At 72.3% G+C, this 12842-nt stretch carries 9 protein-coding genes; 5 read left to right on the plus strand and 4 right to left on the minus strand.

The window, feature by feature from the left end:
* Nucleotide 1: 1 nt before the first annotated feature.
* Genes ACWH4W_RS31525 through ACWH4W_RS31535 form a run of 3 tightly spaced genes read right to left on the minus strand, consistent with a single transcriptional unit; the run spans nt 2 to nt 2580 of the window.
* On the minus strand, nt 2–808 hold the full coding sequence (locus tag ACWH4W_RS31525; RefSeq protein WP_473079208.1) for an MlaE family ABC transporter permease: 807 nt from the start codon (nt 806–808) through the stop codon (nt 2–4).
* A gap of 6 nt (nt 809–814) precedes the next feature.
* Entirely contained in the window at nt 815–1579 is a 765-nt protein-coding gene (locus tag ACWH4W_RS31530; protein WP_290004678.1) for an MlaE family ABC transporter permease, read from the minus strand.
* Entirely contained in the window at nt 1576–2580 is a 1005-nt protein-coding gene (locus ACWH4W_RS31535) for an ABC transporter ATP-binding protein (protein ID WP_473079209.1), read from the minus strand. Before ACWH4W_RS31535 ends, ACWH4W_RS31530 begins: the two co-directional genes overlap by 4 nt.
* Before the next feature lie 719 nt (nt 2581–3299).
* On the opposite strand from ACWH4W_RS31535, the gene ACWH4W_RS31540 reads away from it, so the two are divergent.
* From ACWH4W_RS31540 to ACWH4W_RS31560, 5 genes are all read left to right on the plus strand, one after another.
* The gene (locus ACWH4W_RS31540; RefSeq protein WP_473079210.1) at nt 3300–3920 is read left to right on the plus strand and encodes a hypothetical protein; all 621 of its coding nucleotides are present in this window, start codon (nt 3300–3302) and stop codon (nt 3918–3920) included.
* Nucleotides 3921–4053: 133 nt separating this feature from the next.
* A complete protein-coding gene (locus tag ACWH4W_RS31545) occupies nt 4054–5622 on the plus strand; it encodes a DUF6801 domain-containing protein (protein ID WP_473079211.1) in 1569 nt (522 codons plus the stop codon).
* A 50-nt stretch (nt 5623–5672) separates the two neighbouring features.
* Complete coding sequence (locus ACWH4W_RS31550; RefSeq protein ID WP_473079212.1) at nt 5673–6614, plus strand: hypothetical protein; 942 nt, start codon at nt 5673–5675, stop codon at nt 6612–6614.
* A gap of 227 nt (nt 6615–6841) precedes the next feature.
* Nucleotides 6842–8083: a PucR-like N-terminal domain-containing protein gene (locus ACWH4W_RS31555; protein ID WP_473079213.1), complete on the plus strand. Its 1242-nt coding sequence runs from the start codon at nt 6842–6844 to the stop codon at nt 8081–8083.
* A 344-nt stretch (nt 8084–8427) separates the two neighbouring features.
* Nucleotides 8428–11262, plus strand: a complete 2835-nt coding sequence (locus ACWH4W_RS31560; protein WP_473079214.1) for a beta-galactosidase — start codon at nt 8428–8430, stop codon at nt 11260–11262.
* 39 nt (nt 11263–11301) lie between these two features.
* Here the strand turns inward: ACWH4W_RS31560 and arfA are convergent, their stop codons facing one another.
* The gene (gene arfA, locus ACWH4W_RS31565) at nt 11302–12807 is read right to left on the minus strand and encodes an arabinosylfuranosidase ArfA (protein WP_473079215.1); all 1506 of its coding nucleotides are present in this window, start codon (nt 12805–12807) and stop codon (nt 11302–11304) included.
* Nucleotides 12808–12842 lie beyond the last annotated feature (35 nt).

A 12842-nucleotide genomic window follows, 5' to 3' on the forward strand; every position in this document is an offset into this window, starting at 1 on the left:
CTCACCCCGCCACCTTCACGGTCGTGGTCGCGCCCCACAGGGCCAGCGACAGGAAGAAGTCGGTGACGCTGATCAGGACGATGGCGTTGCGCACGGACCGTCCGACGGCGACACCGACGCCGGCGGGGCCGCCCGAGGCGCGGAACCCGTAGTAGCAGTGGGCGAGGATCACCATCACGCTGAAGATCAGCACCTTCAGTACGGAGAGCAGCACGTCCGTCGGGGAGAGGAAGAGGTTGAAGTAGTGGTCGTACGTCCCCCGGGACTGCCCGTTGAACAGGACGGTGACGTAGCGGGAGGCGACGTAGGAGGAGAGCAGCCCGATCGCGTAGAGCGGGACGATGGCGACGACGCCGGCGATGATGCGGGTGGTGACCAGGTAGGGCATGGAGCGGATGCCCATGCCCTCCAGCGCGTCGACCTCCTCGTTGATGCGCATCGCGCCGAGCTGGGCGGTGAAGCCCGCGCCGACGGTCGCGGAGAGGGCGAGACCGGCGACGAGGGGGGCGATCTCGCGGGTGTTGAAGTAGGCGGAGACGAATCCGGTGAACGCGGCCGTGCCGATCTGGTCGAGGGCCGCGTAGCCCTGGAGTCCGACGACGGTCCCGGTGAACAGCGTCATCGCGATCATCACGCCGACGGTGCCGCCGACGACGCCGAGGCCGCCGGTGCCGAAGGCCACCTCGGCGAGGAGACGCTGCACCTCCTTGAGGTACCGGTGCAGGGTCCGCGGGATCCACAGCAGGGCCCGTGCGTAGAACAGCAGTTGGTCGCCGGAGCGGTCGAGCAGGGCGAGCGGGGAGGCCATCGGACCTCAGCCTCCCTTCGGCGGGACGATCTGGAGGTAGACGGCCGTCATCACCATGTTGACGAAGAAGAGCAGGAGGAAGGTGATGACGACGGACTGGTTGACGGCGTCGCCGACGCCCTTGGGGCCGCCGCGCGGGTTGAGGCCCCGGTAGGCGGCGACGATGCCGGCGATGAACCCGAAGACCAGGGCCTTGAGTTCGCTGACGTACAGGTCGGGGAGCTGGGCGAGGGCGGAGAAGCTGGAGAGGTAGGCGCCGGGGGTGCCGCCCTGCATGACGACGTTGAAGAAGTAGCCGCCGAGGATGCCGACGACGGAGACCAGGCCGTTGAGCAGGACCGCGACGCCCATCGCGGCCAGCACCCGGGGCACGACCAGCCGCTGCACCGGGGAGACGCCCATGACCTCCATGGCGTCGAGCTCCTCGCGGATCTTGCGGGAGCCGAGGTCGGCGCAGATGGCGGATCCGCCGGCGCCGGCGATCAGCAGGGCGACGATGAGCGGGCTCGCCTGCTGGACGACGGCGAGGACGCTGGCGCCTCCGGTGAACGACTGGGCGCCGAGCTGCTGGGTGAGGGAGCCGACCTGGAGGGCGATGACGGCGCCGAAGGGGATGGAGACGAGGGCGGCGGGCAGGATCGTCACGCTCGCGACGAACCAGAACTGTTCGACGAACTCGCGGAACTGAAAGGGTCTTCGGAAGGCGGCGCGGCTGACTTCGGCGGCGAGCGCGAAGAGCCGGCCGGTCTCGCGCAGCGCGCCGCTGATCATGCGCCGCTCCCGGCGACGGGCGTCGTCACGGTGGCCGCCCGCGCGTCCCGCGCGTAGGTCTCGCGGATGGCGGAGCGCGCGGCGGGCGGCAAGGTGTCGAGCATCCGCATGACCCGGTCGCGCCGTCGGGCGACGGCGCGGCGCGGCGGGAGGCCGGGCGACGGCTCCAGCTGCGGGACGATCACCCGGGGCGCGACGGGGACGGCGGTGTTCGCCTCGGCGGCGAGGGTGGCCGCGTCCTTCTCCTCCGACATCCCGATGGGCCCCTCGCGCCGGCCGCCGAGGAACTGGGAGACGACCGGCTCGTCGCTGGTCAGCAGCACCTCGCGCGGGCCGAAGGTGACGAGCTCGCGCCGGAAGAGCATCCCCATGTTGTCGGGCACGGAGGCGGCGATGTCGAGGTTGTGGGTGACGATCAGCATCGTCGCGTCGATCTGCGCGTTCAGGTCGATCAGCAGCTGCGAGAGGTAGGCGGTGCGGACCGGGTCGAGCCCCGAGTCCGGTTCGTCGCACAGGATGATCTGCGGGTCCAGCACGAGCGCGCGGGCCAGTCCGGCCCGCTTGCGCATGCCTCCGCTGATCTCGCCCGGAAGCTTGCCCTCCGCGCCCAGCAGTCCGACGACCTCGATCCGCTCCATGACGATGCGGCGGATCTCGGACTCCTTCTTGCGGGTGTGCTCACGCAGCGGGAAGGCGATGTTGTCGAAAAGGGAGAGGGAACCGAAAAGGGCTCCGTCCTGGAACATGAGACCGAACATCTTACGGGCCTCGTAGATATCCCTCTCGGGACTGTTCACCATGTCCACCCCGTCGACGAGGACACGGCCCTTTTCGGGTTTGAGCAGCCCGATGAGCGACTTCAGAAAAACGGTCTTTCCGGTGCCGGAAGGCCCCAGCATCACACTGACCTCTCCGGCCGGGAGGGTGAGTGACACGTCCCGCCAGATGTTCTGTCCGCCGAAGGACTTCGTCAGCCCCTCGACCACGACTTCGATTCCCATATCACCTCCAGCGGACGTCCGTCGAATATGCGCCGCGGGCGCACGTTAAGTCGATGCGGAGCCCATCGACAACGGGCGGGACACCGGATTCGCGCCGGCCCCCGGAACCTGTCACCGCACTGACAACACCGCAGCCCCTCATTTGTCTCCGGGGAGACAGACCGGGTCCCACCGCTCCGGGGGGCGCGGAGGCACGCGAGACCCTGCCGACAGACGCCCGATCCGAGGGAGGAAGGGCCGGAAGACGTCCGTCGCGGCTCCGGCCGGCAAGGGCCGCCGACCTGGAACCGAGCACCGCACCGGCACGTTACGGCCGAGTAACCTCGGCGGGCAACACCGTGATCCGAGTTTTCCGGGATACCTTCTTCGACCATCCGAAATTTGTCAGCGAGAGCACAAGATGCTCACGGGAACTTGTCAGCCGGTGAGCACGGAGCGCGAAACGGAAGCTCTTCGGGTAATGAGGGGCAACTAGCGGCGCACACCTGCCGTCCTTGACGGCACCTGAGTAAGGTGAGCCGCGGACCACTCACCCCGGAAACAGCTTGTTCCCTTTTTGAAAGAATCTTGGACCGCCGCATTGTTCAGCTAAGTTTACCGCCAGTAACGTCATGGCTCACGGACAGGCCACGTCCGGCCGCGGGCCGTACACACGCTCCGTCGCCCATGTCGGCCACGGCCCGTCTCCGCCGGTCAACCCTCAAGGAGATTTCCGAGCCATGAAGAAGACCTTCAGAAGGACCGCTGTCGTGGCGGGTGCGGCCACGGCCGCCTTCGGCCTCACCCTCTCCCCCGCCTCGGCGGTGCCGTCCACGACGTGGACCGTCACCCCGGGCGGCAGCTACACGGCGACGAACGTCGGCAACGTCGTGCTGACCGCCACCATCCCGATGACGTGCACCACCTCGAGCGCCTCGGGCACCATGGCGAGCAACACCGGCAACCCGGCCCAGGTCGCCACCATCAACGCCATCAACTTCGGCACCTCCGCCACCCCGTGCACCAGCGTCCTGGGCACCGTCACCACCGTGGCGGTCGTCCCCTGGACCGTCGTCGCGCAGGACTACAACGCCGGCGTCACCAAGGGCTACGTGGGCAACGTCACGGCCAACGTGACCGCCGGCGTCTGCAAGTTCACGGTGAAGGGCAAGGCCTCGGCCACCTACACCAACTCCACCGGCATCCTGGCCGTCAACAGCGTCGCCGGTGAGCTGTCCGTCACCAACCCGGTCAACTGCGGCACGGTCATCACGACCGCCACCAAGCCCCTCTTCAAGGGCAACTACGCCATCAAGGCGTCGAACGGCTCCATCCCGAAGATCGTCGGCACCAACCCGTAAGACGCCCCCGTCCGCGGACGCCCGGCCGGCGAACCCGGCCGGGCGTTCGCGGGCCACCCGCGCCGGAACCGGCAGGTGCCGGCCCCCGCACCCCGATTCCGGACACCCCCCGGACGACTCGAGCGGAGCAGCTTTGAGAGGAAACCGTACCGCCGCGTCGCGGCCCTCCCGCGTCCGCGCCAGGGGCACGGCGATCGCGGCGTTCGTCGTACTGGCCGCCATGGTCCCGGCCTCGGCTTCCGCCGCGGGCTCCCAGAAGATCGACGCCGAACTGCCCTACGTCTGCGCCCTCCCCTCGGGAGAACGGGCGTCGACGGTGCGGATCTCGGCGGAGTTCCCCGGCCGGGCGGAGCGGGGTGAGGCGATCTCGCCCACCGGCGTCACCACCACCGTGGAACTGCCGGCCGAGGCGGTCGCGGACCTCACCGCGCTCGAGGCGACCACCGTGCGGGCCGCGACCCGTCTCACCGTGGGCGTCGCCCAGGAGGAGGCCGCGGCCGAGGCGGTCTGGCACGGCACCGCGCAGCCGACCGCTCTTCCCGCGTCCGGGCCTCTGACGCTGACCGCGACGGGTGACGTCCCGACGGTGACCGGACGGGGCCACGGCGAACTGAGGTTCTCCGCCGGGAACCTCACCGTCGACCTGACGCCCGGCGCGGCGGACGGGACCGCCGTCGGCCCCCGGTCGCTGACCGTCTCGTGCTCCCCCGCCGGGAAGACGCCGGAGGGCGGGCTGCTGGCCACCGTGCCGGTCGGTGCGGACGCCGCGGAGCCGAGCGGCTCGCCGTCCCCGCCCGACGCCTCCCCCGGGACACCGGAACCGTCCTCCGGGACACCGCGGGACCGGCAGGGGGACCGGGCGCCGGAGGCGGCGGAGAACCCGGCCGGCTCCGCGGCGGGCCGGGACGCGCCGCCCTGCGCCTACACCGAGGAGAACCCGTTCGGGCCTCTGTCGATGAACGCGTACATCACCGGCTACAGCAACGTGAAGAAGCAGAAGGGCGCTTCGCTCCTGCCGGTGTCCTGCGTGCTGCTCGAGACGAAGGAGATGCTCGCCGAACCGGACGAGAACGGCAATTTCGTCGTGACGATCAAAGCCGAGGGCGAGCTGCACCACGAGGGGCGCAAGCAGTCGCCCCCCTTCCGGAGCACCTTCCTCAGCTTCGGTTTCGTCCCGACGACGGCCACCATGGTGCTGGAACAGACCGGCCCGATGACCATCGAATTCGCCAGTACCTACGTGGGGCTGGACGTCATGGCGGAGACCTTCGTCCGGGTCCCGTTGCGACTCCGGGTGACAGACCTCGAGGTCAACGGCGTCCCCCTGGAGGTCGGTTCCGGCTGCCGGACGGAGAAACCGCTGCGCTCCACCGATCCGGACCCCGCGAACCACCCCGGCGACCATCTGGTCATGTACGGAAAGGGCGAGCACAAGTTCGGCGAGAACGTCACCGGCTACATGCTCCTCTCGGGCGGCCCGCTGACCGGTGAGGCGACCATACCCGCCTTCACCGGCTGCGGCAGCGGCAGCGAGAACCTCGACCGCCTCCTCACCGCCTCCGTCTCCGGACCCGGCAACCACATCAAGCAGATACAGGGACAGACGTGCACGCCGAGCGTTCCGGTGTTCGAAACCCCCGAGACCAGGGGCGAGTGCACGGAGGACCTCCAGCCCTACCAGATCCCGGTCGCCGAGCGCTGAGCCTCCCGCGCCCCTCCACCCACCCTCACCACTCCCCGAAAGGCACCCCGATGCCCCCGTTCTCCACCCGCACCCGCCTCGCCACCGTCTCCGCGCTGACCGCGCTGGGCGCCTTCGCCTCCCTCGGCACCGCGACCGCGGCCGAGCCCGCGCTGAACGGCGAGTGGGCCCCCTTCACCCGCTGCCCGGTGGACGCGCCGGCGATGCTGGCCGCCGACGGCCTCGCACAGACACCGCAGTGCGTGGTCTCCACCTCCACCAGCGGCACCATCAAGCTGGGCCACACGACCGTGGTCACGGGGAAGACGAACCTGCAGATCGGCATCGTGCAGAACGCGGACGGCACCAGCAGCGTGGTGGCCCCGCCCGGCGGCGCGCTGGTCGCCGAACCCGCCACCGTGCCCGGCGGACTGCTCGGCCTGATGTGCCCGAGCGACATACCCGTCATCACGGGTCTGTGCGAGTCGCTGGAGAACTCCAGCCTCAACAAGATCACCGCGACCATGGAGTCGGTCGGCGCGCCCTACGACTTCAACCAGACCGCGGGCATCCTGACGGACATGCCCATCGTCGCCCTGCCGGTCCGCATCCACCTGGAGAACCCGCTGCTCGGCAGCAAGTGCTACATCGGCACGGCCGCCAACCCGATCGTGCTGCGCCCCGAGAACCGCGACTACCCGGCGTTCGACATGAGCTTCTTCCAGGGGAACGGGACCTCCGACCCGGCCGGCGAGATGAGCCGGATCAACCTCACCGGCTCCACCCAGAACGACAGCACCTTCGCGGTCCCCGCCGCCACCGGCTGCGGCCTGAACATCGGTCTGATCAACCTGGCGGTGAACGCCAAGACCGGACTGCCCTCCGCCTCCGGGAACAACAGCCTCACCCTCAACAACACGCAGACCTACCTCACCGGCCTCAATGCGCCCGGCACCGCGGCCCCCCGCGCCGGCGAGGTGCTGGCGGAGAACTGGCACTCCGCCGTCAAGTGACGGACCGCGCACCGGCCCGCCCAGGCTCCCCGGGGACGCCCGCCCTCCCCGGGGAACCACACCACTCACGGTGAAGCGGTTCCTGCACAAGATGTGTACAACACAACGAAGTTGACTTACCGTCGGCTGCTCAGACCGGTGCACGCGGCGGCCCGGCCGGGCTCCGTCCGGCGGGGCGTACCCGGTCGGCCGCCCCGCCGGACAGGTCGGAGAGCAAGGGATCACTCATGCCCTCAATCGAACGTCCTTCGGTGCTCGGCGAGCCGCTCGATCCCCTCCCCCGGCAGTTCGCCGCCATCATGCGGCCGTTGCTGCCGGGGCTGCTGAACGAGATACGCACCGAGGTCACCCGCGCCTACCCGGTGTACGGCAGGCTGCTCAACGGCCCCGACGGGCACGCCATCCGCCAGGGCGTCGAGCAGGCGCTCACCGCCTTCGTGGACCGGGTGGCCGACCCCGGCACGACCTCGGAGCTGCGGGACGAACTCCTGCGCAGGTTCGGCCGGGTCGAGGCCTACGAGGGGCGTGACCTGGAGGTGCTCCAGGGCGCCTACCGGCTCGGCGCACGCATCGCACTGCGCCGGGCCAAGACACTGGGACGGCAGCACAGCCTCTCCCCCACCACGGTCCTCGCCTTCGCCGACGCCCTGTTCGCGTACGTCGAGGAGCTGGAGGCCGTGACCCGGGAGGGGTACACGGAGGTGCGGGAGAGAGCCGCGTCCGAGGTGTCCGCGTTACGAAGACAGCTCTTACACCTCCTTCTGGCCGCCTCCCCGCTCCCCCGGACGACCGCCTCCGAACTGTGCGCGTCCGCCGCCTGGGAACTGCCCCGGACGTGTTTCCTCGTCGCCCTGCGCCCTCCGGTCCCCGAGCACATCCAGACAGGGCTCGACGGCGACGTCCTCGCCGACTTCGACATCCCGCAGCCGCATCTGCTCGTGCCGGGCGAGCTCACTCCCGAACGCCTGGGGATGCTCCGTACGGCCCTGTCCGGCACCCGTGCCGCGGTGGGGCTGACCGTGCCGGTCGCCCAGGCCGCGGACTCCGTCCGCTGGGCCCGCCGCATGCTGCAGCTCGTCGACGACGGCGTGGTGCCGGACGCCCCGCTGGTCCGCTGCGAGGACCATCTGACGACGCTGTGGCTGCTGTCCGACCCGGCCCTGATCGACCGCCTCGCCGCCCGCGAGCTGGCGCCGCTCGACGGGCTGACCGCCAAGCGGCGCGACCGGCTCGTCGAGACCCTCCGGGTGCACGTCTCCACCCGTGCGCCCGCCGAGCAGGTCGGCGAGACGCTGGGGGTGCACGCCCAGACCGTCCGCTACCGGCTGCGGACGCTGGACGCCCACCTGGGCGACCGGCTCGCCGACCCCGACCACCGGTTCGCGCTCGAGGTGGCCCTGCGCGCGCGCCATCTGCTCGACCGCGACGGCGCACGGGACGGGGCGGACCTGCCCCGCCCCGGCCAGTAGGCGCGCGTCGGCGGGACGGGCGGCCGGGGTCTCCCCCGACCGCCCGCCGGCTCCCGTACGGGACCCCGCCGTCAGGTCACTTCGCCGGGCACCGCTTCCACGCCGGGTGCCACACCGTGCTGATGTCCCCGTCCGTGGGGTCCACGGCCATGGAGCCGGCCCCGGACGGGTCGTTCCCGGGGGCGACTCCCGGCCGGGGCCGGCTCCGGCCCTTCACTCCCGGTCCGCACACCGCCGGCGGACGCGGCGGGCGTGCCGGGGCTCCCGCATGGACGAGGGGGCGTTCCGGTTCGGGGAGAATGGCCCACCAGCACCCCTTGTGGCACAGACCAGGAGGCGCTCCCTTGGAGCTCAGCAGGCGCACCTTCACCGCCCTGGCCGGCACGGCCGCGCTCGGCCTCGCGCTGGCCGGCAGCGGCGGGGCGGCGACCGGCCCGCGGGGGTCGCGCGTCGTGCCGACCGGACCGCCGCCCCCGCCGCCGGAGGCCGACGGCCGGCGCCGTCGCGTGACCCACGACCGGCACTCCCTGCTGGTCGACGGCGCGCGCCTGGTGCTGTGGTCCGCCGAGGTGCACCCCTTCCGGCTGCCGAGCCCGTCGCTGTGGCGGGACGTGCTGCAGAAGCTGCGCGCCCACGGCTTCAACGCGGTCGACGTGCCCGTGCCGTGGAACGTCCACTCCCCCGCGCCCGGCGTGCACGACTTCACCGGGGTGCGGGACCTCGACCGCTTCCTCTCCGTGGCCGCCGAGGAGCGGCTGTACGTGGTGCTGCGGCCCGGCCCCTACCTCGGCGCGGACCTGGACGCCGGCGGTCTCCCCGGCTGGCTGACGGCCGCCGCGGGCTCCGCCCGCACCGACGACCCCGAGTACCTGCGCCACGCCGAGGCGTGGCTGACCGCCGTCGACGCCATCGCCGTACGGCACCTGTACACCGCGGGCGGCGGGACGGTGCTGCTGTACCGGCTGGAGGACGGGCGTCCGGTGCCGGCCGGGGACCCGGCGGCGCGCGCCCACCGGGCCCGGCTGCACGCGACGGTGCGCGCCGACCGCATCGACGTGCCGGTCCTGGACGGGGACGGCTGGGCCGGGGGCGACGGGCCCCGCACGGCCGGTCTCACCGCCGTGGCGGGCGGGGCGGCCGACGCCTGGGGCGGGGCGCTGTCCGGCGGCGAGGGGTACGCGCGGGTGCGCGAGACCCATGACGCGGCGCACGAGCGGCGGCGCCATCTCACCGCGCTCGCCGACCGGGTCACCGTGCACCACACCGGCATGGGGTTCGGCGGGACGTCGTGGGGCTGGCTGCCCGGACCGGGCGTCTACACCTCCTACGACTACGGGGCGGTGCTCGACGAGGCGCGCCGGCCGGCGCCGAACATGGCCGCCGTGCAGCAGCTCGGCCATCTGGTGCGGACCGTGCCCGACCTCGCCCGGCTGGAACCGGCCGGCGACGGCCGGGAGCGCGCCGCGGACGGACGGCTGACGGTGCGCCGCCTGGCCAACCCGGACACCGGCGCGCGGTTCCTCGTGGTGCGCAACGACTCCGACGAGGAGGTGCGCGCCCTGCTGCCCGGCACCGGCATCGAGGTGCCGGTCACCGTGGCCGCGGGCGACGCCAAGCTGCTCGCGACGAACCTCCGCCTGGGCCACCGCACGCTCGCCTACACCACCGCCCAGCCGATGCTCTCCGTCTCCACCGGGCGGCAGGACGTGGCCGTGTTCGTCGGCCGTCACGGGGAGACCGCCCAGCTCGCGCTGGACTGCGAGAAGCAGCCGGGCGTCGACCGCGCGGACACCGAGCCCGCCTGGGCCTACGACCGGGGCCGGCTGAACGTCGTGGTCCCGCTCGGCGTGGGCGGCCTGAGCCGGGTGCTGGTCAAGGACGGCGACTCCGGGACGCCCCTCGTGCTGCTGTTCGCCGACGACGAGACCGCGCTGCGCCTGTGGACCTACGAGACCCCGGCCGGACCGCTGGTGGTCTACGGCCCCGCCGTGCTGCGCTCGGCCGCACTGCGCGACTCCACCCTCCACCTGACCGGTGACGTCACGATCGAGACCGGCGTGGAGGTGTGGGGGCCGCGCGGCATCGCCGAGGTCACCTGGAACGGCGAGCCGGTGCCCACCTACCTGGGCCGGGCCCGCAGCCGGGTGATGGAGGGGCTGATGCCGGCCGTGCGGGCGGTGGCGCTGCCCGCCCTCGACGGCTGGCGGTGCCGCGCGGAGAACCCGGAGTCCGACCCGGACTTCGACGACTCGGCCTGGACGGTCGCCGACCGCACCGCCTCGCACAGCTCCACGCCCGTGCCCGAGGGCGGTCCCGTGCTGTTCGCGGACGACTACGGCTTCCACCACGGCGACGTCTGGTACCGGGGGCGGGTCGAGGACCTGCGCGGCATCCGGTCGGTGGCGCTCTCCTACAGCACCGGCACCCAGGGGCTGCTGATGGCCTGGCTGGACGGCCGGCCGCTCGGCACCCACCGGATGCCGGCGCCCGACGAGGACACCGTCTCGCGCTCCACCTGGACGGCCACGGCCCGGTTCACCGTCCCCGGGGCGCTGCGCACCCCCGGCGAGCACGTGCTGTCCGTGCTGGTGCGGCCCATGCAGCACGCCGGGACGGAGCCCGGCGAGGACGCCCACAAGGCCGCCCGGGGACTGGTCTCCGCCGCGTTCGCGGGCGGTGACCGCGTCGTCGAGTGGCGCGTCCGGGGCGCCGCCGACCCGGAGCGGGTGACCGGCCCGTTCAACAACGGCGGCCTGTACGGGGAACGGCGCGGCTGGCACCTGCCGGACCACGACGACCGCCGCTGGCGGGTGGTGGAACTCCCGCGCGCGGAGCGGCGGCAGGGCGTCACCTGGTACCGCACCCGCTTCCGGCTCGGTCTCGAACCCGAGCTGGACGCGTCGGTCGGGCTCACCCTGGAGGACGACCCGGAGCGCGCCTACCGGGCGCAGATCTTCCTCAACGGCTGGAACCTGGGCCAGTACGTCAACGACGTGGGTCCGCAGCACACCTTCGTGCTGCCCAACGGCATCCTGCGCACCCGCGGCCCCAACACCCTGGCGCTGGCCGTGCTGTCCGACGGGACCACCCCGGCCGGACCGGGCACGGCCCGGCTGACGCTGCTGGGCGCGGCGCGCGGCGGCGTCCCGGTCGAGCCGGTGGACCCACCGGGGAGGTGAGCCCACCGGGCGCGCGGGTCCCGGGCCGGGCCGGCCGCGTCACGCCAGCCGGATCATGTTCCAGGACAGCGGTTCCAGCACGGCCGAGAGCCGGCCGCCGGCCAGCGTGGTGCCCTCGGCCGCGTGCGGGACCACCCGCTCGGGCTCGGCGAGGGTGTTGCGGGCGTCGGGGTCGGCGTCCGCGAGCACGCTGTGCTCGACGACGGACGTCAGGCCGAGCCCGTTCAGCGCGACGTCCAGCGGCAGCGGCCCGGTGCGGGAGCGGTTGACGGCGAACACGGTGACCGTGCCGTCCTCGCCCCGCACCGCCGTCGCGTGCAGGAGGTCCGCCTCCCCGTACTTCTCCGTGTCGTACGTCGGGGAGTCCACGCGCACGTCGAGGACCTCGCCGCGGCCGTGCTTCGAGGCCTGGGCGAACGGGAAGAACGTCGTCTGCCGCCAGGCCGGGCCGCCCGGCTCGGTCATGATCGGGGCGATCACGTTGACCAGCTGGGCGAGGCAGGCGACGGTGACCCGGTCCGCGTGCCGGAGCAGGGCGATCAGCAGCGAGCCGAAGACGACCGCGTCCATGACGCTGTAGTTGTCCTCCAGCAGCCGCGGCGCCTCGGGCCAGTCGAGGGCGCTCACCTGCTCGTCGGTGCGGGACATGTACCAGACGTTCCACTCGTCGAACGAGAGGTTGATCTTCTTCCGGGACTTCAGGCGCGCCCCGACGTGGTCGCAGGTGGCCACCACGTCCTCGATGAAGGTCTCCATGTCGACGGCGGAGGCGAGGAAGGAGTCCACGTCGCCGTCGAGCGGCTCGTAGTAGGCGTGCAGCGAGATGTGGTCGACCAGGTCGTACGTCTCCTGCAGGACGGTGGCCTCCCACTCGGCGAAGGTGGCCATGGAGCGGCCCGAGGAGCCGCAGGCGACGAGCTGCACGCCGGGGTCGATCTGGCGCATCGCGCGGGCGGTCTCGGCGGCGATCCTGCCGTACTCGGCGGCGGTCTTGTGGCCGGTCTGCCAGGGGCCGTCCAGCTCGTTGCCCAGGCACCACAGCCGGATGCCGAAGGGGTCCTTGTCGCCGTGCTCGGCGCGCAGGTCGGACAGGGCGGTGCCGCCGGGGTGGTTGGCGTACTCCTGGAGCTGGAGGGCCTCGGCGACGCCCCGCGTGCCGAGGTTGAGGGCCATCATCGGCTCGGCCCGCGGCCCGATCTTCCGCAGGAAGGAGATGAACTCGGACAGGCCGAAGCGGTTGGTCTCGGTGGAGCGCCAGGCCAGGTCGAGGCGGCGCGGGCGGTCCTCGACGGGGCCGACGGAGTCCTCCCAGCGGTAGCCCGAGACGAAGTTGCCGCCGGGGTAGCGCACGGCGGTGACCCCGAGCTCGCGGACCAGGTCCAGGACGTCGCCGCGGATGCCGTCGGCGTCGGCGGTGGGGTGGCCCGGTTCGAACACGCCGGTGTAGACGCACCGGCCGAGGTGCTCGACGAACGAGCCGAACAGGCGGGGGTCGACCGTGCCGACGGTGAAGGCGGGGTCCAGGGTGAAGCGGGCGGTGCGCATCGTGTCCTCTCGACGGATCGGGTCCTGCGGCGGGC

The sequence above is a fragment of the Streptomyces sp. DSM 120436 genome (genome assembly GCF_055778765.1).